This window comes from Peribacillus frigoritolerans (assembly GCF_040250305.1).
Classification (GTDB): Bacteria; Bacillota; Bacilli; order Bacillales; family DSM-1321; genus Peribacillus.
In genome coordinates this window covers 727,258-753,870 of sequence record NZ_CP158190.1, presented here as the reverse complement: position 1 = coordinate 753,870, position 26,613 = coordinate 727,258, and the positions used below count along the sequence as shown (strand labels likewise).

Here is a 26,613-nt window from a genome sequence, read left to right as displayed (position 1 = left end):
TCCATTTCATAAGAATGATTTATATTTATTGGTACAAATTTATTGGTATGAATATAGTATAAAACGTACACTCATAAATGTAAACGCTTATATTCCATCTATTCAAATAATTTCATGCGTTTTTATTCAGCAACAAAAGAAGCCAATCTTTTTGATTGGCCCCTTCCTTCAATTTTGGTGTTCATTATCTTTGCCATTGGTAAGTAGCCACGGATTTGGCCGGCAGCTCACCCTTGATTTGTTCATCCTCGCTAATGAACTTGAATTTTTGAGGTTCATAGGATTGATTGATAACTATAGATACAAGTGTCTTTTGGTCAGGACTTAAGAATGTTACATTTGTAACCGTATCCGAAGAACCATAATCACTTTCAACACGGATGAACCCTGGCTTAACAAACTTGGAGAAATGCCCAGTTAAATAATATTCCGGAGTCAACCAGTAATTATCCCTATCAGCTGAATCTTGAATCAATAGTGTAGGATCCGGCTGACCCACCCATTGATGCGTTTGAATGTCGCTATCCAGCATGACCACCCAGGAATTATAACTCCTCGCCCAGTTTCTCATATATTGTGCAATTCGATCCGCACCATACGTTCCCCAAACTGCACGCTCCGTTAAATACACGTTTTTCTCTGGAAATAAGTTGTGTAATCTAGTCATTTCAGACAAGGATCCGCCGTAATCGTGGAAAGCCGTACCATCTAAAGCATCATATGCTCCCTTATCTTTTAACAATTGTTCCGCGTATGTTCCTGTATCACTTGGGTTATGATCAAATCCCCAAAGTTTTACATGCTTGAAACCGTTGTTATCGAGCTCTTTTCTTAGGAGTGTCGCTAATTCCGCTGCCTGACTGTAAGGCATATTGGTACTCGGGTACTCAATCTCCAGCATCGGTTCATTTTGCAAGGTCATTGCACTTATATCGATTCCCTGTTTCTTATATGCTTGAAAGTATTTCAAATAATATTTGGCCAGGATTGGCAGGTATTCGTCTTTCACCTGTCCTTTGATCATGCTGTCAGACGTTTTCATCCAGCCTGGAGGACTCCATGGTGAGGCAAAGAATGTAACATTCGGATTAATTTCCTTAATTTGTTTTAACGTTTCAATAATCTTATAATCGATATCCTTTTGGATTGAAAAATGCTTCAGATTAACATCCGTTTTCCCTGGCGGCATGTCGTCATACGTATAAAATTTCTGTGCCGTGAAGTCAGATGTGCCTATCGTTGTTCGAATAAGGCTCATTCCTATGCCTTTATTCGGATCTATCAATTTATCGAGAACTTCCTGTCTCTTATCAGAAGACATTTTCGTCAAATTATGAACGGTCGACTCATCCATTGAAGAACCGATCCCCAATATGCTTTGGTATTGTTTGGTCGGATCAATGTTTATGGTAGTAAGATTTGATGCATCCGGTTTGGTGATATCCATTTTTTCCTGCTTAGACAACTTCTTATCACCTCGTTGATACCTGGAATCAAAGTACCAAGCAACATCACTTGGTTCCCGTTCATTCGTAATCCATGATTCAACTGCCTTTGCCTTAATCACTTCTGCGGGTACATCCTCAGTCGGAGGAGGTATTGCCGGAATATTGCCAACCCGCTTGAATTCGAACCAGTTTAAGTTCAATGATCCCTCGATATATTCAAATTTGATCTTTTGTTTACCCTTCTTCAAGATGACGCCGTCAACTGTAGATGTGTCCCAATTTTGCCATCCCCCAGTGGATCCGACTCGTAACTTACCAAGCAGCTTCTTTTCTTCGCTAACGATATTAATCCCGGTTTGACCACTTAGATTCGCCGCATAACGAAAATCGGCTTGATAAAGGCCATCCTGTTCTACATTTATTTCGTACTCCAACCAATCTCTTCCATCCGCATACCCCATATTTAATGACCCTTCAGATGAATTTTCCGTTTGCAATCCGTATTGGGCGGCAAAATCCTCTGCTTCAATTTTCCCTGGTACTTTTAAGCCAGACTTTTCAGGGAGCTCTGGTTTTTCAGGCAGCTTTGGCGTAGCCTGCTTCTTCGTCAGACCATATCCATAATTAAACATAAAATAATCCTTTTTGTCCTCCCTATTTCCATAGTCTTCCAAATAGAAAGGCCAACTGACTGGCAATTTACCTGAAAATTCCTCAACACCGAGCAAGACATCAGCAACTCCTGCACCCTCAGTACCAGGAAGCCACGCTGCAACCAGACCTGACCAATCCTTCATTTCATCCGTAATGATCATCGGCCGGCCAGATACTAATACGACAACGATCGGAATATTCGGATCTGCCTTGCGGACATTCTCCAATGTTAATAGATCCATCCGATTTAAATGAAGATCAGTGGCATCACCATCAGTTTCTGCATATGGTTCTTCACCTACAACAACGATAGCAGCATCATTTCCTTTTGCTCCTCTTCCATGTTTGTTATAAGTGATTTTCTTTTGTTTTCCACCAACTTCTTTTAATCCTTCTAGAATAGTCGTACCTTCAGTCGTATCACCTGATTTCCCTTGCCATGATATCGTCCAGCCACCCGACTGCTTTCCGATATCATCAGCGCTTCTGCCTGCCACAAATATTTTGTCCATTTTCTTTAATTGAGAAAGAATCGGTTTACCATTCACTTTATCATTTTTTAATAGGACTAGAGATTCACTGACGGATTGACGCGCTATTTCCCTGTTCTTTTCAGACCCAAATGACTTAGCCAACTTTGGATCTGTCATTGGTTTTTCAAAAACACCAGACTCAAACTTGACCCGAAGAATCCGTGTAACGGCATCATCTAGCCTTTTTTCTGAAATTTCACTTTCATTCACCAGTTCTTTTGTAAGTTTAAGTGTCTCTTTCCAGTTTTCAGGCTGCATCAACATATCGACCCCAGCATTCACTGCCACGTCAATCTGCTGCTTTAACCCGGAAACCGCATTCCCATTTTGATCCTTCGTGATTTGCTGTATCCCATACCAATCAGAAATGACAAATCCCGTAAAGCCCATATCCTTCTTCAATACATCGGTAAGCAGCCGTTTGTTCGCATGCATTTTCAACCCTTCGATACTATGAAAAGAAGCCATCACCGTTCTGGCTCCTGATTCGATAGCCTCCTCATATATCTTCCTGTCATTCTTAAGTATCTCTTCTTCTGTATACTCAGTCACATCACCTTGATTGACTCCGCCTTTTGTATATCCTTCACCAATGAAATGTTTAGCGGTAGCTAGAACATTTTCCGTTTTCTTAAGGTTTTTGCCTTGAAGCCCGTCAATATAGGCTGCACCCATGGTGGCAACAAGTTTTGAGTTTTCTCCAAACCCTTCATACGTTCTTCCCCATCGGATGTTTTGGACATTTGCCATTGTCGGGGCAAACGTCCAATTCACGCCTGTAGATTTGATTTCTGATGCGGCAGCATATCCAATTTTCTCTATTAATTCTGTATTCCTAGTGGCACCTAAACCAATATTATGCGGGAAAATGGTAGCGCCTTTTACGTTATTATGACCGTGGACAGCATCTGCTCCATATAATAGTGGAATGCCCAATCGGGTAGAAACAGCCCCGGATTGATATGAATCCACTAAGTTTGACCACTTTTCACGGGTGCTGTTTTCCTCCTTTCCATCCGGAAAAGAACCTCCCCCGCTTAATACCGAACCTAATTTATATTCCTTTACATCATTTGGGGTTACTGAGGCTCGCTCAGCCTGTATCATCTGACCGACCTTTTCATCGATTGTCATTCGTTTTAACAAGTCTTTGACTCTTTCTTCATCAGGTGCCTTCTCATTCATGTATAATGGTTTCCCTGCTTGCTTTGCCTTGACTGTTCCTGGTATATTCCCGACGAACAAAGTAATGGTAAAAATACACAAAATTATTATCGAAATGGTTTTTCTCATTTTTCTCCTCCATTATTTGATTTAGATTACTTTTTGCTTCTGATCCAGGTAAATCTCAAAACGAAATGAAGATGTATGTCACCCCCTTTAAAGAAAGATATGAAATATGTTTCTGCTAATCTAATTATTTAGAAGATGATTGAATAAAAAACAGAATGTTCTGAATTTAAAAGCCGCTCTTCATTAATAACTTCCATCCTTAATTAAAGGGAATTCTGGCATTTTTAATTCATATTGATAAGTATACATTAAATTCATTGGTATGAATTTATAGGTACAAATGAATTATAAAGCGTTTACATATAATTGTAAACGCTTTTTTCACTTGAATATCAAGTCAACAAAACAGGATAATATCTACCTTTGATAGACTGGTTCTCTTTAATGGCTCTTTCTTACTCTTTCTAAAATTAATATAACTTCAATTATATTTTTAACTAGGCTCATGGAATTGATCATGTTCCATATCCTCGGGCTGTTCCTTTTTTCAACGAAAAAAAGACATCCTATCGTTGAACGATAGGATATCTCCAAATCTATTGAATTTCAATTGTTCCCCAAACATGCAGTTGTTTATAGATTCTTCATCCGCTTTAGTGTGTAAACAAAATATTCCCAGTTGTTTATGGTCGAAGGGATGCTTAAGTGTTCTTCAGGTGTATGTACGGAAAACATATCCGGCCCTAATGAAACAGTATCCAACCCTGGTATCTTATCTATGAATACCCCACACTCGATCCCTGCATGCACAGCGATGATTTCAATATCTTCCTGATATTTTTCTTTGTATGTCTCTTCAAATAATTTCTTGAGTTTCGAATCAGGATTATAGGGCCATTCCGGATAATCCGCGTCAACCAATAGCTTGCACCCAAGCATGTCAGCTATCGCCTTTGCCTGCGTGACCATATTATATTTGATGCTTTTGACCGAACTCCTGATTTCACTTTCGAATATCATTTCCGCTTCATTTGTTGTAACGACCCCTAGATTCGTCGAACTTTCGACTAATCCTTCTATTCCCATGCTCATTGCTTGAACGCCATGCGGGATTACCAGTAAGGAGGCAACGGCTTTAGTCACCGTCTCTTTGGAAAAAACGTTTGAAGAAATCGTTTCGATCTTTTCAAACCTAATCGATATCTCAGGGTCGGAAGATTGCAGTTCATTTTTAAAAGTATTCTCCCATTTCTGGAGTCTCTCCGTTATCTTCTGAACATCTTTAACAGAAATCAGTACAGTGGCATCCGCTTCACGAGGGATTGCATTCCCTTTCAAGCCCCCGTTGATTTGCTGTATGCAGCAAGGGAAGTCTGTCGTTAATTCATGTAATACTCTGCCCAAAAGTTTATTGGAGTTCCCTCTTTCCTTATGGATGGACATACCGGAGTGCCCGCCCTTCAACCCTTTAATCCTGATGTTATAAGATACAGCATCAACAATGGAAGCCGTTTCCCATCCGATTGGCAGGACCTGCCGCACGCGTATTCCTCCAGCAGAGCTGACCAGCAGCTTTCCATCTTCCTCCGAATCGATATTGATCATCATTTTCCCCTTGAAGTGAGCCGGATCCACGGCAAGTGCACCGTTCATCGTCGTTTCTTCTTCAGTCGTTATGACTATTTCAAGAGAGGGATGCGGAATATCATTGGCATCCAATAATGCCAAAGCATAAGCAACTGCAATCCCATTATCCGCCCCCAATGTTGTCTCCGTCGCATACAACATGTCTCCGACAACCCTTAATTGAAGGGGATCTTTCTCAAAATCATGAAGCGTTCCCTTGTTCTTTTCGCAAACCATATCCATATGCCCCTGAATAATGACTGTAGGTGCACTCTCATATCCAATTGTGGCAGGCTTTTTGATAATCACATTCAGCGCCTCATCCTGGATCACCTCCAGGTCCCTCTCCTTCGCGAAGCGAACCAGATAGTCACTGATCGCTTTTTCATTAGCCGATCCTCTCGGGATATTGGAAATCGCAGCAAAATAATGAAAAACCGGATGGCTCGATAATTCTTCTAATGTGCTATACATGGAAATACACCCTTTCATTTAACAATTTGCACTGCCTCTCATCCTTTTACATTTCCAGAACAGAACACTACGACTTTCTTGAACAAAGGATACAGAATGTACCCTAGGTAAACACCAATCGTATTCAGGATCAGGTCATCGACATCCAAACTTCCGCGCCGAAAAACAAACTGACAGATTTCGATGACTGAAATCGAAAATAATGGATATAGAAATTTCCTTTTAGCGGAGGGCTCTTGCCCTTCCCTGGACAACAAATACAGACCAAATGGAATGAACAGCCCCACATTTGCGCTAAGGTTATAAAATGATACAAGCCCATTCATTTCATTCGATAAATAGGAAAGAATCGTAGAAAAAGGAATCAAATTATACGAATATACCTGCCCCTCTGGCCGAAAGAACAGCAAAACCAATAATGATAAACTGTAGCCAAACAATACTGCCTGCCATAAAAGGCGCGGAATTCTGATCGTTTCACCTCGAAAATAAAGAACCGCAAACGAAACGAAAAGAAGTATACAAAACCAGACAACCATGATCACCAAAGGATTCAAAAATAATAGAAGCTGAAGAAAAAAAGGCAAACCGCACAAAAACATTGCTTGCGACAGCAAAAGGGAAAGCATGACCGATTTTAGAGACATATAACTCCCCCTTCTATTTATTACCAAATCAATTCATATCCTTATATCCTAGGACAACTTTAACAACCCGTCAACAAACTGCATTAACCTGTCATTAGAAAACCGTCAAGGAAAAGCTTTTTCAAGGCTAACGGCATTGCTTGGAATGATTCATTCGCATGTTTTAATCCTCGCCCGAACTATGTGAAATCCCCTCAATCTCATTCCACTTCAACCATGATTTGCGTCAGGTAATTTTCATACCCTTTTACTGCGACTTCATCCAAGATGTATTCTTCGTATGCAAACGATTTGAGGTTCAAGTTTTCACTCTCCATGAATTGTAATATTCTTTCGTACGTTTCGGAGATATTTTTATAACTTCCTTTATGATAGGCAACAACATAGAGTCCCTTAGGTTTTGAATAGAAAGTGTGGGCTGGGTGCTTTTCCATGACTTTCGTGTACAAAAATGAATAGTCATCATGATTCCCATCGATGATGTTTTCTTTACTAATCATGGCACCGATAGGGAAACCTGTATAAAATTCATTTTCATTACAGAAATCAATGAAGTCAGATGTAGATTTTAAGAATTCGGCATCAGAAGAGTTCAGGATGGATTCACTAAGGAAGAGCTGTTCTTCCTCCTGAAGTTTGAAGGTGATTTGAGAGTCATCCATACAAATTGCTTTTTCAGTGAGGGATATTTTCGTTTCAATGATCTTCTGCACTCTGTGAAGGTTCTTTATCTTTTTTTCTAATTCTATGGTCTTTTCTTTGAAAAGTTCAATTAGTTCCATAGGTGACCTGTTAGTAAGAAACCATTTGATCTCTTTCAAAGGCATATTGAATTCTTTTAAAAGCGTGATGACCGAAAAAACTTCAAATTGTTGATAAGAGTAATACCGATAGCCCTTTTCGTTTTTTAAATCGGGAGTAAGAAGCCCAATCTCATCATAATGAATGAGCGTTTGTTTTTTTACATTGCATAATTTGGCGAATTCGCCAGTAGTAAAATATTTGCCTACATTTCCATCGGGCATTACGATCTCTCCTCTTGACTATATGGTAACCATATACCTTAGGGTATTAATATATCATGATAACAAAGCGGATAACCAGGTGCGCAATGAGGAAGGAAAATAAATGATGAAGACCACTATTAATGAAGTCTCGAACGAAAATGTGACGGATATTTTGAAATTGCGAATATACGAAAAGCAAAAGGCTTACATCGAAACGACTGAACAATGTTTAAAAGACGCTAAGGAATGTAAATATTACAGGCCAGTTGGGCTCTATTATGATGATATCTTGGTCGGCTTTGCGATGTATGGATTTTTCCCTGGGGAAGGCGAAAATGGCAGAGTGTGGTTAGACCGCTTTTTCATTGACGCTGCACATCAGGGTTTCGGGCTTGGAAGCATCATGTTGGAGACTTTAATAAAAAGAATAATAGAAGAATATGATTGTCCTGAAATCTATTTAAGCATAGTCGAAGATAATCAGGCTGCCTTTAATTTGTATAGGAAATTCGGCTTTGCATTCAATGGCGAATCAGATTATAACAATGAAAAGGTCATGATCAAAAAGTTATAAGTATCTATATCCTTTTCAACTCAAAAGTATGTCCAGGAAAACAAAAAAGCCTGTTCCTCATGTTCCAGGAATCCGGCTTTTTTTAAAGAGTTATAGTGCACGGTATTTTTTTAAACTAATGATATTGATGGTGATAAAAACGATGGCAAAGGTCAGGAGAATGAGCAGATCCAGTGAAATCTCATTGAACGTGAAGCCTTTGTACATAATGCCGTTCATGGCATCCGATGCGTAATAGAGAGGCATGAACTTGCCGATTTTTTGGAGCCAGTCTGACATGCCATCCAATGGGAAAATCCCTGTAAAGAAGACTTGCGGCACGATGACCAGCGGAATGAATTGTACCATTTGGAATTCAGATGTCGCGAAACTCGATAGTAATGTACCGAGCGATAATGCAACGAGCGCGACCAGTATATTCGTCAATAAAACGAGCCAAATGGAGCCAACAAGGACGATGTCCAACACATTGACAGCATATAGTACGACAATTATGGTTTGAACGAGAGCAAATAAGCCATATCCGATCACATAGCCCGCTACGATTTCGTATCTTTTAATCGGGGTGGCAAGCAGCCGTTCCAACGTACCACTTGTACGTTCTTTCAAAAGCGCAATCCCCGCTATTAAAAATACAAAGAAGAAAACAAAAAAGCTGACGAGCATCGGACTGAAGGTATCAAAACCCTTCGTGTTGGCATCTCCGTAAACATATTGCTCCTCAATGGAAGGTGTGTTTTTTTCATTCCCTTGCAAGCCTTGCATCATTTGCATTTGAACGGCCTTTGCACGGGTCGGTTCGTCATTCAGAAGTGTGAGTTTCATTTTGCCATTTTCAACATGCAGCCAGCCATCCGTATCCTTTTCAATCATCTTTTCCTGTGAGAATTCCTCAGCAGCCGTTACTTGAAAATCCGCTTGTTTCATTGCTTTAACGATCGTTTCATCACTGCCTGTAACAACGATTTTCAAATCACTTGCTTCTGTATCGAAAATAAAATACATGAGCGTTAAAATGAGCAATGGAGCCAGGAAAAATAAAGCGAGCGTCCTTCGATCCCGGCGCATCTGCTGTGTAATTCGAGTAACAAGAGAGGCAATTCTCATTTCATGCTGCCTCCAATCCTTAAAAAAACATCATCTAGCGTTTCTACGGCAAATTTTGCTTTTAAAGCTGCAGGGGTTCCTGCCGCGATGATTTCACCTTCACGCAGCATCGCCAGTTTATCGCATCGTTCCGCTTCATCCATCACATGCGTCGTGATGATGATCGTCTTATCATCGTCATTTCTTAAACGCTCAAGTTCCTGCCAAATCGATTGTTTCAGCAAAGGGTCTATTCCTACTGTCGGTTCATCCAAAATGAGAATCTCCGGATTTTGGATGAGTGCAACCGCAAGTGACAGACGGCGTTTCATTCCCCCTGAATAATGGACAACTCGAACGTTCAAATCATTCGTCAACTGTACGATTTCAGCTGCATATTGAATGCGTTCCCTTCGTTCCTTTTTCGAAAAACGGTATAGCTTCGCAAAAAATTCGAGGTTTTCAGCTCCCGTCAGTTCTGTATATAAAGCATCGGACTGTGCCATATAGCCGACATCCTTTAACAGTGCTTCATTCGGCACTTCATGATCCAGAACCGTGACTTTACCCGCATCGGGCTTAATCAATCCGACAATCATTTTAATCAAAGTCGTCTTTCCGCATCCGGATGGACCTAATAAGCCAAAAATTCCGCTTTTTTCAATATTCAGGCTCAATGGCTGAATGACCTTCTTCTGCTGAAAACCTTTGGCAATTCCTTCAATGGAAATCGCATTTTTCATTGCACACACATCCTCCCTCTTTAATTAACACGGTGTTGAGTGTATCATCATTCTAAGGTAGCATTCGGTCTAATACAATCAACACATTTGGAAAAATGTTTAGTGAAGGAGACATTCCATGGCATCGATTCATGAGGATATGGTACAAAAGACGAAAAAGCAGATACAACATCATTTTATTGCACTCATTGAAGCAGAGGGGTTCTCACATGTATCAGTGAAGAAAATTGCAGAGCGAGCCAACATTAATCGGGGCACATTCTATTTGCATTACACAGATAAGTATGAATTGATGGATCACTTACAGCAAGAATTGTTACATGAACTTCAAACCCGCATTACTGCCATTTTGCCGAAAGAGGCTTTTTTGGCTCTTCATCAACAACAACTTTACCCGCCTTTCATAGCGATTTTTCAATTCATCAGTGAACATGCTCACGCATTAAGGGCCATTCTTGGTGATCAGGGCGATCCTTCTTTTGCGAAAAAAATAAAGCGAGTTTTCGGTGAAGTACTGTTGGAGCGTTTGATCAGCCTGCATCCAGCAGCTAAAGAAGAAGCATTCCGCATGTATATGCACGCCTTCCTTACATCGGCGATTTTAGGGGTGATACAGGAGTGGCTAGAGAACTGTGAAGAACAAACGGCGGAAGAAATGGCGAAAATCCATTTTCAAATCTTGAACTTCATCAGCCAATTGCGCACATTCATCCAATGAACGATTCATTAAAGGCATGTTCCATCAACATGCCTTTAAATCGGATTACATCTTTTCCTTAGCTTCTACCTCTACATCACCAACGGAATAATACCTCCTTTTGGAGGTATTCATACTAAGCATCGACAATAAAATTGATAAAGCGAACATGATCATGGAACCTGAAATCACCACGAACCGAATCGAAATGAAATGAGCTGAAACACCAACAATTGCGGTAGACATGATGATCAATAATGCTTCTAACAAACCAAAAACACTTCCGACCCTGCCCATGATTTCCACCGGAATATTATTTTGATAAAAGGTCTGAAAGCCGGTGTTGGCAAAAGCCAATGAAAAGGCAATGATGAAAAATCCGATGGCGGCCATTGAAAAGGAATTCGAATAGGCAAAGATCATATAACCTATCGAGACAAATAAAGATCCAAGACCGATCATGTGCGAGATTTTCACTTTACTGATGAATACGACATTGACTATGGCCCCAGCAATGATGCCTGCCCCGGCGATGCTTACAAGGAATCCGTAATCGCTGTCCGACAAAAAGAGCACGGCCTTGGCAAACGCCGCTTCTTGGGAATCGATAGCCGTTTCCATCACCACCATGCAGCTGAATAAGAAATAAATGAGCATGATGTAGGAAGATTTCCGGCTGAAGTCCAGGACGATGCCCCAATCCTTTTTCATGATGGTCCAAGACAGGTAATGACTGGATTGTTCAAGGGGATGATCCTTTTCAAGATTAGGCATGAATAGGGTGATGATACCGGATAGTAATAAGGCAGCCGCGTTAATATAAATCGCTAAAACGGGCGTACCGATCATGAAAAGGATCCCCGCTAGCGCCGGTCCAATCAAAAAAGCTCCAGAATCCATTAAGCTACGTAATGAGTTAAATGGTTTCCTCTGTTCAACGGGAATTAATTTTGTAATATACGACCTTGATGTTGTTACGAACATGGCCCCTGCCATATTGATCACGAAGACAAGGGAATAGATGACCCAAATAGAAGAAGTCAATGGCAGCAAGGCTATGAATACCGTGCGAAATAGGTCAAGTGCCATCATAAGATTCCGCTTATTTATCCGGTCAATCACGCTGCCTGCCCACACATTCGTTAATATGGCAGCCATCAGTTTAACGATATAAAGACCAGCTACCGCCAAGGCTGAATCAGTCATATCCAGAACGATTAAATTAAGGGCAATGAAATAAACCCAAGAACCAAAGTTGGAGATTCCTATTCCACACAAAAGAATGGAAGGGTATTTCCAAGATACTAATGTATTTCTTAATTTCATCGCTTCTCCCCCTTTGACCGAATAATAAAAAACCCGGTCCCCCAGCAATGCGTCTCGGGACGAGATCAATTTGCGGTGCCCCCCCCTAACTATCCTCGGCTGCCGTTCAAGGCTCTTTTGGAAAGTGGTCATTTCATTTACTTTTCTCCTCTTTACGCCTACTTAATTACTAAATTTTAACATTAATGTTTTTATAATGTAAATAACGCAAAAAAACTCATTCAAAATAAATGAGTTTAAAAGCAAAACAAGATATGGATTTTTCGCTCAGCGTTCCGGATAGAACACAGGAATACATAATTGAATACCGCTAATGAATGTTGGATTCAGTTGATTTACCTTAGGGAAAACAATTTTAAAAACGGATTCTTTTTCTTATCCGTTATCCTTAACTCATTCATGATGATTTGATCCTCATGATCGGCTATCCATTTCCTAAGTGCATCTTTATCCTGGCATTGTGTTAAATATGTTTGGCCACCCTTGCCTGTAGCATTAATAACATATCTATTGAACGTCTTCTCCATAATTGCCCGCCTTTTTAATAAAATGTATTGAATTTAAATAATAATGTACTGCTTTTACCTTTATCTTTTACAAAAGAAACATAATATATATGTTACAAATTTTGATTCGCAATAGCATGTTTTGTTTGAAACTATTGAATAAAGTACATCGATGCCGGTTATCATAATTGGATTAATCGAACCTATCATAATGTGCTAACTAATATTTGTCAATACGTTTTCTAAATGTAAATAAAACGTAAATTTTCAGTTTTGTTAAAGAAATATTTTTTTACGATTTAGGGGTTTACAACTGCTAAATGATGGGAGTAGAATACGTTTATCAATTTAATGCATTTCGGCCAAAACTCATGGAAAATGAGTACGGAGGACCCAATCATTTGGGGTTAATTCTGCCTTGCAGAAGGGATGAGATCAGCTCTTTCGCCATCCTACCCGTCAGCTAACTTCGTCGGCTAAAGCGAAGGAGGTCATAAGACCGCCTATTTCGGGAGCTTATTTTGCACGCTTTTTGTGACAAAACAGCAGTTCGAGGTTTTTCGCAGGTCTTTTTATTATGCCTTTAAAAAGATTCGAAAAGCAGATTGATGATTGAAATGTCATACAGTTTTACACAATTTTTTTATGGGTAGGGATGATCATTTGAGAATGACAAAATTGGATCCGCCAAAAATACTTGTACTCGGCTTTGCCATCCTGATACTTATTGGGGCCTATTTATTGACCCTGCCGATTTCCACAGAAAATGGAAATGGTCTTTCTTTTCTGGATGCTTTATTCACCTCGACTTCAGCTACATGTGTAACAGGACTGGTCGTAGTGGATACGGGATCGACCTTCACCACTTTTGGTGAGTTGGTCATCCTAACATTGATTCAGGTAGGCGGCTTAGGGTTCATGACATTTGCGACGTTTTTCTTTTTATTATTAGGCAAAAAGATTTCTTTAAAAGGCAGGTTACTCTTGCAGGAGTCCTTAAATAATCTATCCATGGCAGGTGTAGTCAGGTTAGTGAAACGGCTTTTAATTTTCACGGCCATCATTGAGGGCATGGGTGCCCTTATTTTATCGATTCGCTTTTCTTTTGACATGCCAATCGGCAAGGCGATCTATTACGGTGTTTTTCATTCCATCTCGAATTTCAATAATGCCGGCTTTGATTTAATGGGGGAATTCAGGAGTTTGACCCCTTATGTATCGGATCCATTCGTAACTCTTACCGTCGCCTTCCTCATCACGTTTGGCGGGATAGGCTTTATCGTGATGAATGAAATATACGAATATCGGAATACACATCGTTTATCCGTACATACGAAGATAGTTCTGACGACTAGCTTGACCCTTACGATTGCCGGCGCGATTTTAATCTTTTTATTCGAGTTTGGTAACCCAAAGACATTGCAGCCTTTATCTTTCATGGGTAAAACGCTGTCGTCTTTATTTCAATCGGTATCACCACGGACGGCAGGCTCCAACACGCTGAATATCCCTGATTTAACTCAGCCTACATTACTGCTCATCATTTTCTTGATGTTCGTTGGGGCATCACCCGGATCGACTGGCGGCGGGATTAAAACGACTACATTGGCGACGCTTGTCGGAACGGTTTGGTCACAGATTAAAGGTAAGGGTGATGTGGTATTGTTCCGCCACCGCATCGTGAGTGAAACGATTTTTAAAGCATTATCCGTCACATTCATTGGTGTATTCGTGGTTTCAATCATCTCCATTCTGCTGACCATCACTGAAAGCGGAACTGACTTCTTGATGATTTTGTTCGAAGCCACTTCAGCTTTCGCCACCGTGGGACTTTCAATGGGTTTGACCCCAGAATTATCACCGGTTGGCCGGATGCTCATCATTTTCACGATGTTTGCAGGCCGGGTGGGTCCTTTGACTTTGGCCTTTGCTATCGCCATGAGGCGCAAGCCAGATCCGTTCCGCCGGCCAAAAGGGAAAATCATGATTGGTTAATAATGAATGGAGGAGTGTAAAAGATGGGAAAACGACAATACGCCGTGATAGGTTTAGGCAGATTTGGAACCAGTGTGGCCCATAGATTATATACGGCCGGTCAAGAGGTTTTGGGTATTGATGTCAACGAGGAAAGAGTCGAGAATGCGGAACTGAACGTTACCCATGCGGTCATGGCGGACACGACTGAAGAAGAGACATTGAAAGCAATCGGAATCCGTAATTTCGATTGTGTCATCGTAGCCATCGGAAATGACATGCAATCGAGCATTTTAACTACCTTGCTTTTAAAAGAGCTTGGGATCAAAAAGGTCATTGCCAAAGCACTTAATAAAAATCACGGTCAGGTGCTCACAAAAGTCGGTGCCGACTGGGTCATCTATCCTGAGAGGGATATGGGGGAACGGGTCGCGAATCAGCTCCTTTCCCCTAACATGCTGAACTATATAGAGCTCTCTAAAGAATACAATATCGAGGAAATCATCCTCCCCATGAGCATGAAGGGAAAAAGCCTCAGGGAGCTTGATTTACGGGCAAAATATAATATCAGCGTCATTGCCATCGTAAGTAATGGAGAAATTATCATTGCACCCTCACCGGATCAGGATATCCATGAAAAAGATATGCTTTTAGTGGTTGGCAATAAAGAAGATCTGGCCGTCTTTGCCAATATTGAATAATCCGGCAGGTTCCGGCTCTTGCTTTATGTAGCCCGATACCTATTTTGAATGCTAATACTACGAGAAGACCGCCATATGGAAGTCTTCTCGATGAAATTCATAACGAGCATCCCCGTGCCCTGGATATGTATGTATTATTTTATCGTACTGATCGCTTGGGCAAGAGTGGACTTTATCGTCACTTTATCAAAAGGCAGTTGAAGCTTAACGGCAGTCATGGCGATTTCCGGCCGAAGTCCTGAAAGGGTTGTTTGAATTCCGATCAAATGTAAGGATTCAATCAATTGAGACAGCTGGTGTGCGGATCCGCTGTCTATCGCATGAACGCCAGATAGGTCAATGAAAAGTCTGGTGACATTTTTTTCAGCGCACTTTTGTAATGTGATTTCAAGCAAGGACATGCCCCTCGCCGTGTCAATATCGCCTATCAGGGGAAGCAATGCCGTGTTATCTTTTAGCGAAATGATGGGCGTGCTCAATTCATCGATCGTTGCCTGTTGGGCTTTCATAATTTTATTGGCATATCTATGATTGGCTTCCGTAAACCTCTCCATTACTTCACTGAACACCTTCACCACTATCCGATACCAGGAGTTTATTTCCTCCTGTGTATATTGATCTCCATGCAATTTCACAAACCGGTCAATATAATCCAGGTATTGCTCTTGCGTTCGGAAAAACTCCCTCAATATAAAATAGATGGGTGTGTTTAAATGCTGCTCATCCTGACCGATATCTTCAATCCAATCACCAAGCTGCTTAAAGAATTCCCTCTCCTCTGTATCAAAGACCTGAAAGAAACGTAAATGGAATTCATTATTTTGCTGCTTAAGTTTTTTAATCACTTTGGGATCGGATGAACTATAAACACCCGCCTTATCACTTTTATTCAATGATGCGTACCAATCCTCAGTCAGTTGTGCTGCCACACCCAATAAAAAGGAATATAATTCTTTATTTACGTGCATAAACTCCTCCTATTTAGTTTTTTATAAAAAGCAATCGATAAATCTAACGCTGAAAACGGCATTGTCAGGGTATTGAAATATTATCAACAAAGTAAGCATCGAAGATAACCTCTTCCACACTTAAAATCTTATGCTCTGATGCCCAATTGCCCCTCTTTCCATATACCTTCCCAGCTGTTTTTGAAACCATGTTTTTAAAAAAAAGATCAGCAAAAGCCTTCATCTATCATTCTGGTAAATCTGCGTTCCTAAAACTTTATAGTGTTGTTATAGTTTACCATTTTTATTTTTTGTTAACAATTTCCACGCAAAAAAAGGACCTGATCCCAGATCCTCCGTTTAAAACCATTTCGCCTTCTCATTTCATAAATAAAGCCGTCCATAAACCTTGCACCCCAAAGGTTTCATTCGATTGTTCCATTTTCCTCATTTTCCGTATTTCCACCACTTCGAATTCCTTGAAGATCATTCTGAGTTTTTCTTCCGTAAAACCTAATCCGCCTTTAAGGCTTCTTTGCCTATATACTTCCCAATCCGAAATATCGGCACCACCCAATATGCCGCCCTCGACAAAACAAGTAATCGAATACAATCCCTTAGGCCTTAACGCCTTTTTCACCATCTCCAAATAATTGATCCTTCTATGTGGAGCAATATGGTGAAAACAACCTGAATCAAAGACGAAGTCATATTGCCCTTCCTCAATGTCCAAATCAAATATATTCCTTTGAATGAAGTTCACTTGGACATTTTTATCTCCTGCCCGTTCTTTTCCCCATTCAAGGGCTTCCTTCGAAAGGTCCACCGCATCAACGGAACAGCCCTTTTCAGCAAGGTAAATGGCATTTCTGCCAGGTCCGCATCCAAGCTCAAGAACCTTCCCTGGCCCAATTAACCCACCATCAAAATATGAAACCAAATTCTCATCCGGAAAATTTCCGAAAAAGGGAACCCCTTTTGAGCGGTCTTCATAAAAACCATTCCAGAATCCAGTTGGTTCACGCAATAACGAGTCGAGCATATTCAATAGATCTTCATAGGTTGTTATCGTCTCGGACAAAACCATCACCTCTTCCCATTGTATCCCACTATTTAATTATACTGATTTCGGCCTTTGCCTATGTAACAGCTGCATCAAAAATGCGTGACATAGGACGTTCAGACACTATTGGACCCTGTTGTTTATGTGTTGGTCACTGGAATTTAAAGGTATCAATGATGCATGCAAACTGCCTTCTGATGGTTATGATACATTCTTACTCAATAACCCGATGATCAGCTCATTAACCATGTTAGGGAAGACATGGGTTTTATACATGCATGTCAAATATTACATGCTTCTTTACAGCGGATCCGGTTTAGCTTCCAAAACAAAACTCAGCTCTATGTAGTACCTGATGTCTTTGAATCCGACTTCCAATCCACTTCTGAAACATCCCTCCGCCACCTTCCTGTCACATCCGTTTACTGATGATTATCTTTCTATACATTCCATTCAGCATGATCGGTCGATCTTCTTCAATTTTCATATTCTTAACATGTCTACTTAACAAGTCTTCAAACCTCAAGCCAATATCCGTTCCTAAAAATCGAATGATGGGCCTCAGAAGCTTTTTGGGTAGTGAAGGCACTTCATCTTTAGAAATAAACTTGTCGAATAGTATTATTTTTCCATCCCCTTTTAAAACTCTGATCATTTCCCGAAGGCATTCATTGGCATCAGGTACGACGGAAAGAACCAAACTTCCCACTATATAGTCAAACGCTTCGTTATCGAATTCCATATGCTGTGCATCCATCTCGAGGAAATTGATCGATGCATCATCAAATTTCCCCATCGCTTTTTTTAGCATATCGGCTGACAGGTCTATCGCCGTTATCTCAAGGTCAAGGTTCTTGATCAGCTCCAAATCGGCCCCCGTACCTACGCCCACAAACAGAACCTTTGCATCATCATGAAAATCCATCTCTTCAAACATTCTTTTCCTGGCATCTAAAAAGAGATGAGAGTTGAAGATTTTGTCATAAATTGGCGACCAAAATTTATAAATCACTTTATTCCACGAATTATTCAACATCCCCACCCCCTTACATACTACTTCCATGAAGCATGATAAATCCATTCCAAGCGGATATTATATCTGGTAAATTAGACTGTTGATTCGATTGGGGAGGTATCAGAGCTAATGGAATCACTCAACCTACAATACAATGTGCTTGAGCAGGCGATAAACATGGACTATTCCAGGCATCGCTTATTGGATTCCGACTTCCGCTCGGTTTCGGTGCATGATGGGAAGTTTAATTCCTGCGATTTAAGCCGTTCTGACTTCAGCCATTCCGACCTGACGAACAGCACATTTAAAAGCAGTAACTTAGATAATCGCATCTTTGAAAACGCCAATTTAACTGGACCTTATTTAAAAGTGCAAATTTATTTCAAGAACAGCATTTATAAAAAAACGTGACCCTCATCTAAAGGACAACGATTGTCGCATCCACCTCAATCATTTGCGAGACCGTGTTTCTGACTGCAGTCGTTTAAAAAGGAATGAAATGGGAGAATGATCTACACGAACCCTGTGCTAAGACATACAACGTCTTAGCACAGGGTTTTTATATATTCATATACCTTTCTCAGATTTACTTACCATTCAACCGCCCATCCTCCCAGCCTGACCTTTAAACTTCCACTTCAAATTCTTTAACGTAGACAGCATTCCCCGTGATTTCAATATCATATGTGTCATCGTTTTTGGTAGCCGAAACGCGAACTCTGCCATCCTTTCCGATTTCATGTCCTTGTTCGATTAACAGGTGCACTTCATCTTCAAGACCATCCTTTATGTATTTTGCAAAATAAGCACCCATTACACCTGAAGCCGTTCCTGTAACCGGGTCTTCAAGCGTACCTGAAAATGGCGAGGAAAAATGCCGGGCATGCATATGGGCGTCACTATCGTACGTTTCCAGGCAAAAGGGATGAACGGATGCTCTTGGCATTTCCTTTAATAATTGCGGAAACATGCTATTGTTCGCCTTCATCCTTTTAAATGAACTTCTTTCTTTTACAGGAACCAGTAAAGTCCATAAACCTGTACTTCCATAAACAATAGGTAATTCACTTTCAAGATCTTCTATATCCAGGCCAAGGGAACTGGCTAAGCCACCCTTATCTCCGTTAAACGCTTCAAACTGAGGCGCGGCCTGCTTCATCGTAATATATATATCTTGATCCGCCGTTGTATGGATCTTGATTGGCAATATTCCCGCTCCTGTTTCAATCATCAGCTCATCTTTATCCAATAATCCCCTGGTCTTCAGTGCATGGATGGTAGCCATTGTCGCGTGTCCGCAAAGATTCATTTCATGTCCCGGTGTAAAATAACGGATTCTAAGATCGGCAATATCGGAATCCATCGGAAAAGAGGTTTCATTGAACCCCACCTTCTCCGCTATTTCCTGCATTTCCTTTTCTGTCAGTCCATCCGCATCTAAAACCACACCTGCCGGATTTCCTTTATTCGGTTTACTGCTAAACGCATCGTAATGAAAAACCCTTACCATTTTCAAATCTAACATCTCCTATTAAATGATGGCGCTTCTCTTGAATAGTAATTCTATATCTCTTTCAATATCCCTTTTTCGTCCTATATTAAGTGAAACAACCATTGATTTTATTTTCTGAATATTATACAATTACTCAAATTCATCAAATGTAAAATTCCATGAAGGGAAGGAGTACGTTGTCGTTCTGTTCCAAAGAGAGCTGGTGCTTTGCTGAAAGCCAGTGTCCAGAATATAACCGAAGATCATCCCCGAGAAGTAAAGCCGAAGCCTCAGTAGGCTTTTCCGGTTTCCCCCGTTAAATGGGACAACGCATTAATGTGCGTTTGTCATTAAACAAGAGTGGTGCCGCGAGTTCAAATCTCGTCTCTTAATGAGACGGGATTTTTTGTTTTTAACCTATTCAATGAAAATAACGGGAAAGCAGGTGCAGGAGTCATGCAGACACTATTATTCGTAACGGATTTATACTATGAAGCAAAAGGAAGAAATTATTATGAGGAGGATTTGTTCCTTCCTTCGAAGCTTAGAGAAGATTTTCAGTTAGTACTTTGCCATCCTGAAGACATTGAAACGTTTGAAAAGGATTTTGACTTGATCGTCTTTCGAAATGCCGGTCCAGTAGCCAATTTTAAAGATAAGTATCTAGCATTCCGTAATAGAGTGGCTGCCGGTTGTTTGAAAACGTACAATTCATTTGTTGGAAAGGCTGATATGAACGGAAAGGAATACTTAATCGAACTGACGAATGCCCAATTCCCTGTCATTCCGACCATCGATACACTTGAATCTTTAAATAAACTTCCTAATGTGGAAACGTATATAGTGAAGCCGAAAGATGGCGCGGATTCCATCGGTTTGGAATTTGCCACGAAAGAAGAACTGGGAGATAAATTGGATTTGGAATCAAAGAACACATTGGTACAGCCATTTATCAACTTTGAGTATGAAGTCTCTTTTTATTTTATCGATAAGGAATTTCAGTACGCCCTTTATGCGCCTGATAAAGAGAAAAGATGGGAATTAAAAGAATATGCCCCTACTGAAGCAGACCTGGCTTTTGCTAAACGATTTGTTGAATGGAACAATCTTGATTGGGGCATCCAACGAGTTGATGCCTGCCGGAATGAGCAAGGTGAACTTTTATTAGTAGAACTGGAGGATTTAAACCCTTATCTGTCCCTGCTGGAATTAACGAATGAAACACGTCACAATTTTGTAGAAGCCATGAAAAAATCAATCCAAAAAGCTCTGCAAGCTTAGAATTCGTGGACGGCAGAATAAAGTTTGGTGTAGGTTGAATAAAGTGCGCGAACGGTCGAATAAAGTGCGCGGTAGGTCGAATAACTGCGGGAACGGTCGAATAAAGTGCGCGGTAGGTCGAATAACTGCGCGAACGGTCGAATAAAGTGCGCGGTAGGTCGAATAACTGCGGGAACGGTCGAATAAAGTGCGCGGTAGGTCGAATAACTGGCGGGAACGGTCGAATAAAGTGCGTACCAGGATTTTAAAACAAGACTTGGTTATACTACATGTTTTTTTACTGTAACTTCCTTTAAATAAAAAAACTGCAGGCAAACTCGCTTTTCTTCGAGTTTGTCTACAGTCTACCGAGTCCCAAGGGACCACTAATTCATTTGAGATTTATGCCATTTCCATGCACTTTCAATGATTTCTTCCAAATCTATCGATGCTTTCCATCCAAGCTCTTCATATATCTTATTTGCCGAAGCAACCAGACGGGCTGGATCTCCAGGGCGACGGTCTGCATACTCTATGGTCGGTTTCACTCCTGTGACTTTTTCACAAGTGTCGATTACATCCTTAACCGAAAATCCTTTTCCATTCCCAAGATTGTAGGTGGCCGTATCCTTCTTCCCGGATAATAGGGCTTGAAGGGCGATTATATGAGCTTGGGCTAAATCCGTTACATGGATATAGTCACGAATGCATGTGCCATCTTCTGTGTCGTAGTCCGTTCCAAACACTGATATTTTCTCACGTTGTCCTAATAAATGCTGTAAAATAATAGGAATCAGGTGTGTTTCCGGTTCATGACTTTCACCGATTTCTGCCGACGCATGCGCTCCAGCTGCATTAAAGTAACGCAAGACGACATAATGAAGTCCATACGCATTTGCAAAGTCCCCTAAGATCTGTTCAACCATCAATTTCGAGCGGCCATATGGATTAATCGGATTGGTTGGCTGATCTTCATCAATCATATCAACATTTGGTATCCCATACGTAGCTGCCGTTGATGAGAAAATGAAATTCTTAACATCATGCTTGAGCATGGTATTCAATAATGTAAGAGTTGCACCAACATTATTATCATAGTATTTATAAGGATCTTGAACAGACTCCCCCACCAAGCTATTAGCGGCAAAGTGCATAACAGCTTTAATGGGATACTTAAGGAATATTTCATTCAAAACCGCTTCGTCCCCTAAGTTTCCTTCCACCAAGACGGCCTTCGAATCGACCAGCGAACGAAAACCGGTTGAGAGATTATCCAGAATGACAACCTCTTCAGTATTCACTAACTCTTTTACAAGATGACTTCCAATATATCCTGCACCGCCAACGACCAAAATCATATAGAATTTCCCCTATCTTCATCACGTTATAAGGTTCCCCAACCAACGTCCGGCTCCTAAAAGCTTTGGACGTATCCTTGGATCGGAATTCAGTCCTTTTTCAGGCATAATAATCCCCTCTAAATAGTCATGTACCACCCACAATTGTTGGTGATTTTAGTACACTTTCTACCTAAAGGGAATAATATCATAAGGACCCTATTTAAAATGGGTTATTTGATACCAGCCTTATGCTCTTTGATGATATTTTCCATTACTTCTATAATGTCGTCTCTTAAATCAGGACGTTGCAGGGCAAATTCAATTGTCGTTTTCACAAAGCCATCGACAACTCCGACATCATAGCGTTTCCCTTCAAAATCGTAAGCGAAGACTTTTTGGATTTCATTCAAATTCTGGATGGCATCCGTCAACTGGATTTCACCGCCAGCCCCTGTTTCCTGCTTGGCTAGGAAATCGAATATTTCCGGGGTTAATATATATCTACCCATGATGGCTAAATTGGATGGGGCCGTTCCTTGTTTCGGTTTTTCAACGAAACTATTCACTTCGTATCTTCTGCCCTCTTGCGTAAGCGGGTCAATTATGCCATATCTATGTGTTTCGTTCTCATTGACTGGCTGCACTCCAATGATAGACGAACCTGTCGCATCATACTCATTCATTAATTGACGTAGGGAAGGCACATCGCTTTCTACGATATCATCGCCTAAAAGGACGGCAAATGGCTCATCACCAATAAAGTTACGTGCACACCAAACGGCATGTCCAAGGCCTTTTGGCTCTTTTTGCCTAATGTAGTGGATATTAGCTAAATTGGATGGGTATTGCACCTTCTCCAATAAATCGAATTTCCCTTTTTCCCTCAAGTTGTTCTCAAGCTCGTACGCATTATCAAAATGATCTTCTATCGCTCGTTTATTCTTTCCTGTGACAATGATTATATCTTCGATTCCCGACTTAACGGCCTCTTCTATAATATATTGAATAGTTGGTTTGTCCACTATTGGCAGCATTTCTTTTGGCATTGCCTTCGTAGCAGGCAAAAATCTGGTTCCCAATCCCGCTGCAGGTATAATGGCCTTTTTTACTTTTTTCATTCTCTTGTAACTCCTCCATATCAACTTAATAATTAAAATCCTAATAATTACAAGTTTTCTTAATCACCATATTCATAGTAACATAGTCTGGTTTTTTGTTAAAATGTTAGTATATTCAATACTTTCATATGCATTTATTATATACCAATTTCTTCAAGATTCAAAACTTATTAAGTCAATTTTTTACTTTATTGGCTGGAAATTTGACCATCCACAACTTTAAAGACAGGATTCCAACTGGCTGACCGTCATCCTCTTGATCGCTTAATGGATTAAAGTAAATGCCTTTCCCCGATATTTCAGGGAAAGGCCTTATTTTTCTTACTTATATGATTGGCAGGTCCTAAGACTTATTTATTTAGCACTATTGATCATTCCATTTATTTTTTCCATGAAATCATTCATGACCTGCTTCAATTTCAGCTCGGCTTCTTCCATCGTTTCACCTTGGATCCCGAAATAGAATTTGATTTTAGGTTCAGTACCAGATGGCCGCAAGCATACCCATGTGCCGTCCTCAAGGAAGTACTTGATTACATTTGATTTAGGTAAATCGATGACTTCTTCCTTATTGGTGCCCACCGTCAGTCTCACACCGCTTTGATAATCCTCCTGCACCATTACAGCATTACCGGCAATTTGCTTTGGAGGAGCCTCACGGAACTGATTCAGTATCCCTTGAATCTGCCCGGCGCCTTCAATCCCCTTTAAGGTCAATGACTGAAGTCCCTCCAGATAATATCCGTACTTTTCAAAGATGCTAAGCAATCCTTCATATAGATCCATGCCCTGTTTTTTATAGTGGGCACAAACCTCCACCGCAAGAACGGCCGCTTGGATCGCATCTTTGTCACGGGCAAAATCCTTGATTAAATAGCCATAACTTTCTTCATATCCGAATAAGAACGTGTGCTTGCCGCTATCCTCATATTCATTGATCTTTTCAGCGATGAATTTAAAACCCGTTAATACATCAACGGTCCCTAAACCGTATTCCTTAGCGATTCTGCGCCCGATTTCAGAAGTTACTATCGTTTTTAAGACAACTCCATTGGGAGGTAAAGTGCCTTTCGCTTTCTTTTCTTTTAAAAGATAATCCAATATTAGTGCACCTGTCTGATTACCTGTAAGCACCACATATTCGCCATCTTTATTTTTAACGGCAATACCGAGTCGATCTGCATCCGGATCTGTTGCGATCAAAAGGTCTGCCGATACTTCATTTCCTAATTCAATGGCCATTTCAAAAGCTGCATGCTCTTCCGGGTTCGGGGATTGAACTGTCGAAAAATTGGGATCAGGCAATTCCTGCTCTTTTACAACGTGTACCTTGTCGTATCCCAGATCTTGTAAAGCACGTCTGACAGACTTATTTGCCGTGCCATGAAGCGGTGTGAATACTACTGTCACATCCACTTCTTCACTTAAATCTTTGTTTTCGGGCACAGTAAGCAATTTTTCATTATATGCGGTATCGATTTCCTCTCCGATAATCTCAATTAGGCCTTGCGCTTTCAATGTCTCTTCATCTTTAACCGAAATGGCAAGTTCGTTTTCAATCGCATTCACGAATTCTATCACTACATCAGCCGTTGCCGGTGGAAGCTGTGCGCCATCTGGCCCGTACACTTTATAGCCATTATATTCAGGGGGATTATGACTTGCTGTAATAACGATCCCAGCATATGCATTCAGTTCACGAACGGCAAAGGATAACTCCGGCGTTGGTCTTAACTCATCAAATAGATAAGCCTTGATTCCTTCTGTAGCAAGGGTCTTGGCTGCTTCCAAGGCAAATTCAGGCGATTTAAAACGTGAATCGTAAGCAATCGCGACACCTCTGCGTTTTGCTTCATCACCCATCGATTGCAGATAATGGGCTAATCCCAAAGTTGCTTTACGGACTGTATATAGATTCATCCGATTCGTACCTGCCCCAATTTCCCCGCGCATACCGCCTGTGCCGAATTCCAGGTTTTTATAAAACGCATCTTCTATATTTTTTTCATCATCTTGCATCTCGTTAAGTAATGATTTCATTTCATTATCAAGGGCTTCGAAATTCACCCATGAGTCGTAAGAACATTTCCAATTCATCTTCGCATAGTCCTTCTTTCTTTGTTGGGAAATCTAGATTTTTCTACTAAAAACTAACAATACAAATTAATAAAAAAAAAGCCTCTATAGGACTTTCTCGCTATATTATCTGCAATAAATGGACATCAGTCAATATTAAATTCGTTATACATAATAGGTCGAAAAAATGGACGTCACCACAAGGAGCGACGTCCACTTAATTATTCAGCTTCGGCAACAACGGTAAAGCGTTGGTTGATGTGCTTTGGAATTTCAATTTCATCAAGTGCGGCAAGGGCAAAATCGGCATAACTTACATAGCTTTCACCCTTTGAGTTTACAAGAAGGTTATCTTTACCCAGTTTATACCCGCCTGTTCTATTTCCTTGCGGATCAAAGAAGGCGGAAGGACTGATGAACGTCCATTGGATGCCAGTCGCATTTTGCAGATCTCCAAGGTTCTTTGATTGATTAAAGGCTGTTGCAAAGTATTCTTTAGGGAACTCAGGCGTATCCAGTACACGGACCGTTTTTGCCTCGTCAACGAAAAGGCTTCCAGCTCCGCCAACAACGATCAGTCTAGTTTGAGGCGCCCCTTTCATTGCGTCAATCAGGATTTTACCTGCATCGACATGCAGATGTTCTTTCCCCGGAGCAGCGCCAAAGGCATTCACTACCACATCGAATTCTTTAATGTCCTCTGCTTTCAGATCGAATACGTCTTTTTCCAGTACGGATGCTCCTTGAATTTGGACTTTAGCTTCATCCCTGACAATGGCCGTAACTTCATGTCCCCTAGTCAATGCTTCCTTTAAAATCAGACTTCCAGCTTTCCCGCTCGCACCAATAATACCGATTTTCATATTAAATTCCTCCTATATATTGTTTTAGAAACTTCAATTGTAACTAAATTTATTACATGTAATAATATAAGTTACAGGTTTTATCTTGTCAACATTTTTTATTTTGAGGAGTTTTGTAGATATATTGGAGTTTTCGTCGATATATTGCAATTTTCGAAGATATATACGGAATTTCGCAGATATATTGCAGATTTCGGAGATATATCCGGA

The 26,613-nt window shown here is 40.6% G+C and carries 22 protein-coding genes, 1 riboswitch and 1 other annotated feature; of the genes, 6 read left to right on the top strand and 16 right to left on the bottom strand.

Going from position 1 to position 26,613, the window contains the following annotated elements:
- Positions 1 to 184 precede the first annotated feature (184 nt).
- The 4 genes from ABOA58_RS03635 to ABOA58_RS03620 form a co-directional block, all read right to left on the bottom strand.
- Positions 185 to 3,928, bottom strand: coding sequence for a glycoside hydrolase family 3 N-terminal domain-containing protein (locus ABOA58_RS03635; protein WP_350301244.1), 3,744 nt, complete (start codon positions 3,926 to 3,928; stop codon positions 185 to 187).
- Positions 3,929 to 4,501: 573 nt separating this feature from the next.
- On the bottom strand, positions 4,502 to 5,968 hold the full coding sequence (locus ABOA58_RS03630) for an aminoacyl-histidine dipeptidase (RefSeq protein WP_350301243.1): 1,467 nt from the start codon (positions 5,966 to 5,968) through the stop codon (positions 4,502 to 4,504).
- 38 nt (positions 5,969 to 6,006) lie between these two features.
- Positions 6,007 to 6,615: a VanZ family protein gene (locus ABOA58_RS03625; RefSeq protein ID WP_350301242.1), complete on the bottom strand. Its 609-nt coding sequence runs from the start codon at positions 6,613 to 6,615 to the stop codon at positions 6,007 to 6,009.
- Between the two features lie 200 nt (positions 6,616 to 6,815).
- Positions 6,816 to 7,640: a MerR family transcriptional regulator gene (locus ABOA58_RS03620; RefSeq protein WP_350301241.1), complete on the bottom strand. Its 825-nt coding sequence runs from the start codon at positions 7,638 to 7,640 to the stop codon at positions 6,816 to 6,818.
- A gap of 106 nt (positions 7,641 to 7,746) precedes the next feature.
- On the opposite strand from ABOA58_RS03620, the gene ABOA58_RS03615 reads away from it, so the two are divergent.
- The gene (locus ABOA58_RS03615; protein WP_350302782.1) at positions 7,747 to 8,196 is read left to right on the top strand and encodes a GNAT family N-acetyltransferase; all 450 of its coding nucleotides are present in this window, start codon (positions 7,747 to 7,749) and stop codon (positions 8,194 to 8,196) included.
- A gap of 90 nt (positions 8,197 to 8,286) precedes the next feature.
- Here the strand turns inward: ABOA58_RS03615 and ABOA58_RS03610 are convergent, their stop codons facing one another.
- Positions 8,287 to 9,303, bottom strand: a complete 1,017-nt coding sequence (locus ABOA58_RS03610; RefSeq protein WP_350301240.1) for an ABC transporter permease — start codon at positions 9,301 to 9,303, stop codon at positions 8,287 to 8,289.
- Positions 9,300 to 10,025: an ABC transporter ATP-binding protein gene (locus tag ABOA58_RS03605; RefSeq protein ID WP_350301239.1), complete on the bottom strand. Its 726-nt coding sequence runs from the start codon at positions 10,023 to 10,025 to the stop codon at positions 9,300 to 9,302. The genes ABOA58_RS03610 and ABOA58_RS03605 overlap by 4 nt, the downstream gene beginning before the upstream one ends.
- Positions 10,026 to 10,143: 118 nt before the next feature.
- Between ABOA58_RS03605 and ABOA58_RS03600 the strand changes: the two genes are divergently transcribed.
- The gene (locus ABOA58_RS03600; protein ID WP_350301238.1) at positions 10,144 to 10,743 is read left to right on the top strand and encodes a TetR/AcrR family transcriptional regulator; all 600 of its coding nucleotides are present in this window, start codon (positions 10,144 to 10,146) and stop codon (positions 10,741 to 10,743) included.
- 45 nt (positions 10,744 to 10,788) lie between these two features.
- Here the strand turns inward: ABOA58_RS03600 and ABOA58_RS03595 are convergent, their stop codons facing one another.
- The gene (locus tag ABOA58_RS03595; RefSeq protein WP_350301237.1) at positions 10,789 to 12,048 is read right to left on the bottom strand and encodes an MFS transporter; all 1,260 of its coding nucleotides are present in this window, start codon (positions 12,046 to 12,048) and stop codon (positions 10,789 to 10,791) included.
- Positions 12,049 to 12,383: 335 nt separating this feature from the next.
- Positions 12,384 to 12,575 (bottom strand): hypothetical protein, encoded by a 192-nt coding sequence (locus ABOA58_RS03590; protein ID WP_063236327.1) that lies wholly within the window; start codon positions 12,573 to 12,575, stop codon positions 12,384 to 12,386.
- Positions 12,576 to 12,904: 329 nt separating this feature from the next.
- Positions 12,905 to 13,047: riboswitch (cyclic di-AMP (ydaO/yuaA leader) on the top strand.
- A gap of 176 nt (positions 13,048 to 13,223) precedes the next feature.
- On the opposite strand from ABOA58_RS03590, the gene ABOA58_RS03585 reads away from it, so the two are divergent.
- Both ABOA58_RS03585 and ABOA58_RS03580 read left to right on the top strand, forming a co-directional pair.
- Positions 13,224 to 14,549, top strand: coding sequence for a TrkH family potassium uptake protein (locus ABOA58_RS03585; protein WP_350301236.1), 1,326 nt, complete (start codon positions 13,224 to 13,226; stop codon positions 14,547 to 14,549).
- Between the two features lie 23 nt (positions 14,550 to 14,572).
- The gene (locus tag ABOA58_RS03580) at positions 14,573 to 15,229 is read left to right on the top strand and encodes a potassium channel family protein (RefSeq protein WP_034310793.1); all 657 of its coding nucleotides are present in this window, start codon (positions 14,573 to 14,575) and stop codon (positions 15,227 to 15,229) included.
- A gap of 134 nt (positions 15,230 to 15,363) precedes the next feature.
- Here ABOA58_RS03580 and ABOA58_RS03575 read toward each other — a convergent pair whose 3' ends face one another.
- From ABOA58_RS03575 to ABOA58_RS03565, 3 genes are all read right to left on the bottom strand, one after another.
- Positions 15,364 to 16,197, bottom strand: coding sequence for an STAS domain-containing protein (locus ABOA58_RS03575; RefSeq protein ID WP_350301235.1), 834 nt, complete (start codon positions 16,195 to 16,197; stop codon positions 15,364 to 15,366).
- 358 nt (positions 16,198 to 16,555) lie between these two features.
- A complete protein-coding gene (locus ABOA58_RS03570) occupies positions 16,556 to 17,257 on the bottom strand; it encodes a class I SAM-dependent methyltransferase (protein ID WP_350301234.1) in 702 nt (233 codons plus the stop codon).
- Positions 17,258 to 17,651: 394 nt separating this feature from the next.
- Positions 17,652 to 18,272, bottom strand: a complete 621-nt coding sequence (locus tag ABOA58_RS03565) for a class I SAM-dependent methyltransferase (protein WP_350302781.1) — start codon at positions 18,270 to 18,272, stop codon at positions 17,652 to 17,654.
- Between the two features lie 111 nt (positions 18,273 to 18,383).
- Here ABOA58_RS03565 and ABOA58_RS03560 point away from each other — a divergent pair, with 111 nt between their 5' ends.
- The gene (locus ABOA58_RS03560) at positions 18,384 to 18,665 is read left to right on the top strand and encodes a pentapeptide repeat-containing protein (RefSeq protein ID WP_350301233.1); all 282 of its coding nucleotides are present in this window, start codon (positions 18,384 to 18,386) and stop codon (positions 18,663 to 18,665) included.
- Between the two features lie 214 nt (positions 18,666 to 18,879).
- On the opposite strand, the gene ABOA58_RS03555 is transcribed toward ABOA58_RS03560, so the two are convergent.
- A complete protein-coding gene (locus ABOA58_RS03555; RefSeq protein ID WP_350301232.1) occupies positions 18,880 to 19,770 on the bottom strand; it encodes a PhzF family phenazine biosynthesis protein in 891 nt (296 codons plus the stop codon).
- A gap of 146 nt (positions 19,771 to 19,916) precedes the next feature.
- Positions 19,917 to 20,138 (top strand) — a binding site (T-box leader).
- Positions 20,139 to 20,202: 64 nt separating this feature from the next.
- Between ABOA58_RS03555 and ABOA58_RS03550 the strand changes: the two genes are divergently transcribed.
- On the top strand, positions 20,203 to 21,027 hold the full coding sequence (locus ABOA58_RS03550; protein WP_350301231.1) for a hypothetical protein: 825 nt from the start codon (positions 20,203 to 20,205) through the stop codon (positions 21,025 to 21,027).
- A gap of 365 nt (positions 21,028 to 21,392) precedes the next feature.
- Here ABOA58_RS03550 and galE read toward each other — a convergent pair whose 3' ends face one another.
- The 4 genes from galE to ABOA58_RS03530 all read right to left on the bottom strand — a co-directional run bounded on the left by galE (position 21,393) and on the right by ABOA58_RS03530 (position 26,403).
- Complete coding sequence (gene galE / locus ABOA58_RS03545) at positions 21,393 to 22,364, bottom strand: UDP-glucose 4-epimerase GalE (protein WP_350301230.1); 972 nt, start codon at positions 22,362 to 22,364, stop codon at positions 21,393 to 21,395.
- 212 nt (positions 22,365 to 22,576) lie between these two features.
- On the bottom strand, positions 22,577 to 23,464 hold the full coding sequence (gene galU / locus ABOA58_RS03540) for a UTP--glucose-1-phosphate uridylyltransferase GalU (RefSeq protein ID WP_350301229.1): 888 nt from the start codon (positions 23,462 to 23,464) through the stop codon (positions 22,577 to 22,579).
- 354 nt (positions 23,465 to 23,818) lie between these two features.
- On the bottom strand, positions 23,819 to 25,561 hold the full coding sequence (locus tag ABOA58_RS03535; RefSeq protein WP_350301228.1) for a phospho-sugar mutase: 1,743 nt from the start codon (positions 25,559 to 25,561) through the stop codon (positions 23,819 to 23,821).
- Positions 25,562 to 25,761: 200 nt separating this feature from the next.
- A complete protein-coding gene (locus ABOA58_RS03530; protein ID WP_350301227.1) occupies positions 25,762 to 26,403 on the bottom strand; it encodes an NAD(P)-dependent oxidoreductase in 642 nt (213 codons plus the stop codon).
- Positions 26,404 to 26,613 lie beyond the last annotated feature (210 nt).